The sequence below is a fragment of the uncultured Novosphingobium sp. genome, assembly GCF_964277725.1.
In the GTDB taxonomy this organism is placed as follows: domain Bacteria; phylum Pseudomonadota; class Alphaproteobacteria; order Sphingomonadales; family Sphingomonadaceae; genus Novosphingobium; species Novosphingobium fluoreni.
In genome coordinates this window covers 1-2,716 of record NZ_CAXYKL010000109.1, presented here as the reverse complement: position 1 = coordinate 2,716, position 2,716 = coordinate 1, and the positions used below count along the sequence as shown (strand labels likewise).

Annotated in this window: 3 protein-coding genes and 1 pseudogene; all 4 read left to right on the top strand. The window is 57.6% G+C overall.

The window, feature by feature from the left end; translation table 11 throughout:
* Window positions 1–738: 738 nt before the first annotated feature.
* Window positions 739–1,014 (top strand): integrase arm-type DNA-binding domain-containing protein, encoded by a 276-nt coding sequence (locus ACHWRX_RS06695; protein WP_394658612.1) that lies wholly within the window; start codon window positions 739–741, stop codon window positions 1,012–1,014.
* A 30-nt stretch (window positions 1,015–1,044) separates the two neighbouring features.
* A complete protein-coding gene (locus ACHWRX_RS06690) occupies window positions 1,045–1,173 on the top strand; it encodes a phage integrase central domain-containing protein (RefSeq protein WP_394658611.1) in 129 nt (42 codons plus the stop codon).
* Window positions 1,174–1,579: 406 nt separating this feature from the next.
* A complete protein-coding gene (locus tag ACHWRX_RS06685) occupies window positions 1,580–1,864 on the top strand; it encodes a hypothetical protein (protein WP_394658610.1) in 285 nt (94 codons plus the stop codon).
* A gap of 299 nt (window positions 1,865–2,163) precedes the next feature.
* Window positions 2,164–2,217: pseudogene (locus tag ACHWRX_RS06680) on the top strand (hypothetical protein); the annotation flags it as partial.
* Window positions 2,218–2,716 lie beyond the last annotated feature (499 nt).

Here is a 2,716-nt window from a genome sequence, read left to right as displayed (position 1 = left end):
TCGTTCGAATCCTGCGGATCGATGGCGGCGTAGGTCTAGGCAGGTCCATTGAACCAGATCGGAATGCGGTCATCATGCTGGGGTTATGGTCCTACCTTCGAGGGCCGAACGAGCGAACGTCGGTTTTTAGCGAAAGAGGACTTGCCAAGATCCAAGCCGGAATGGCAGCTCGCGTCCCGCGATCAGCCATTATCAACAATGATGTAGTTGGCATGGAAACTCGGCAACTTATGCATTGGTGACGAGCTCGCCCGAGCTTCTCGCGCGTGGCGTAAAATCAAGTGCGGCAGCCACGTTCTAACAACAAGGCGCAGACACGAACAGAGCTAAGCCTTGCCGGCTATAGAAGATTGCCATTGTAGGGGATCGGTCGCCGTGGATGAAAGACATTCTTATGCCGTTCCTCATGAAAGCGTTAGGAAAATCTAAAAATATGCAATGAAAACAGTCTATGGTGGGAGACTCCCGCTCCGGCATTCCGCTGGTCACCACCATTCGATGGCGACCGGAAAATCAGCGAAAACCATTTAAAAACTGGCATTTTAATCCGCTAGCGATCGGCCTCATTCGTCCCCGTTCGAAAACGCTTGTGGGACTGGCTGTGGGACTGGGACGAGCGAAGAGGCTTCAAATCGGCGACAGCTGATGCTAGATTCATGCCGATGAGAAAATCTCGATGCGACCATCATCGGAGAACTGACCGAGCCGGGACGCTATCCCGACGGTGAGGGTCTCTAGTTGAAAGTCTCGCCATCGAGCGGGAAAAGCTGGGGATTGCGCATCCAGGTGAATGGCACGCGGCGCGATATCGGCCTTGGCGACGCACGTTATGTGCCGGTCAAAACGGCGCGACTGGAGGCAGCGGCAGCCAAGAAACTGGCTGCCGCTGGGGTCGATCCGCTCGAGGAGCGCCGCAAGGTCCGGCGGGTCGTGCTAACGTTCGAGCAGGCGGTCAAAAAGGCCCATGCCGAAAGGGTGAAGAGTTGGAAAAACGGCAAACACACCAGGCAATAGATCAAGACACTTGAACTCTATGCCTATTCGTTGCTCGGCAAGGTGAAGGTCGACAAGATCGACGGCCCGCTGATCCGCGACGTGCTGGCGGAGATATGGCTTGAGATCCCCGAGACCGTCCGCCGGGTGCGCCAGCGGATCGGTACAGTGCTCGATTGATGTTACGCTAACAGACTGCGCGACAGCGAAGCGCCGATGCGCTCGATCTCGAAGGGGCTGCCGAGACAATTCAAGAAGAAGGCTTAGTTCGGGACGCTGCCCCATGCCCAAGTGGTAGAATTCCTTCAGCGTCTCCGAGGAAAGCCCGCCTGCGCCAGCACGCTTGCGCTGGAGGGGGGCGATCCTGACGGCCGTTCGGTCCGGCGAGATTCGCGGCGCGGTCTGATCAGAACTGAATGACGATCTCACTCTGTGGACCATTCCCGAAGGCCGCATAAGATGGGCGTTCAGCATACCGTACCACTTTCGAGGCAGGTAGCCGATCTGTTTCGTCGTGCGCGCGCTCTCCGGGTTTAGGACTGCGATCTCGTGTTTCCTGGCGCGGTGGAAAGCGCGGTTCTCGGATATGGCGCTGCTCGAACTCGTTCGCGGGATGGCACCGGGCATCACCGCCCACGGATTTCGATCGACCTTTCGAGACTGGGTCGCCCAGGAGACCGAGGTCGCTGATGCCGTGGCTGAGGCGTCGCTTGCTCACGCCGTCGAGGGCAAGGCCAAGGCAGCCTATCTGCGTACCGCTTTTTTTAAGAAGCGCCGGAATCTTATGCAGGCCTGGGTTATTGGCACGGTCGCCTTGTCGAGCCATCCCGACGATTTGATCTTGCCCCAGCCGATCGGAAGTGGCCGATAAGGTACGTCGCTGCACGTGATAACTCGATCCGCATCAGTAGACGCAAAGTATTCAGTCGGCGCGACGCCGTACTGGAAAAAGCAGAAGTTCACCAGCTCGCCGGAGAAAGGCTCGTCAGTTCAAGGCCTACATCATCAGCTTCGCCAAGCTGGTCAGCGTCACGCTGACCGGCAATCTGATGCTGATCACCTCGAACCTGCGCCCGGCCGAGGAAGCCGCGGCCGAGCGGAACTTCCTGGTCACAAACTTCCGCACCGCCCGGGCGTCACGGCAATTTTTACTTTGACGAGTTCTTCTGGGTCCACAGCTTCGAGGAGCTGGACAAGGTTGCCTCAGGCATGGCGACGGACTAGAAATCGCGGGAAACCTGCTTCTCGACGCCCGTCAGCGTGGTACCCATACTGGACCGGCGAACGACGCAACAGGCGGCGCAAGAAGCAAGACCGGATCGAGATTGACGTCAGTCACGATGCGCTGGCGATCGGCAGCGTCGGCCCCGATCGGATTCGGCGTCACATCGTCAACATCCTCGATGCGGAGAATGGTGGATGCGACCTCTTAGATATTTAGGAGCTGCGCGACGAGTAGAATCCTGGGCGTTCACTCCAGAAGCTCTCGCCCGACGCTTGGCTCTCGTAGCGAGGGCGAGGAAACTCGAGCGGTGCTGGGGTTGTCATTCGATGTGTCCTCACAACCCGGCCCTGGGGCTCATACAGGAGGAAACGCGTCATTTTTTTCGGGGTTTGGCCCTGAGATGAAACTTTTTTGAAATTGGTGTTTGACCGACTCGTTAGTGTTGCATATACGGCGTTTCACCGGACGGGACGTTGCTTTCAACGGCATGTTTAGTTT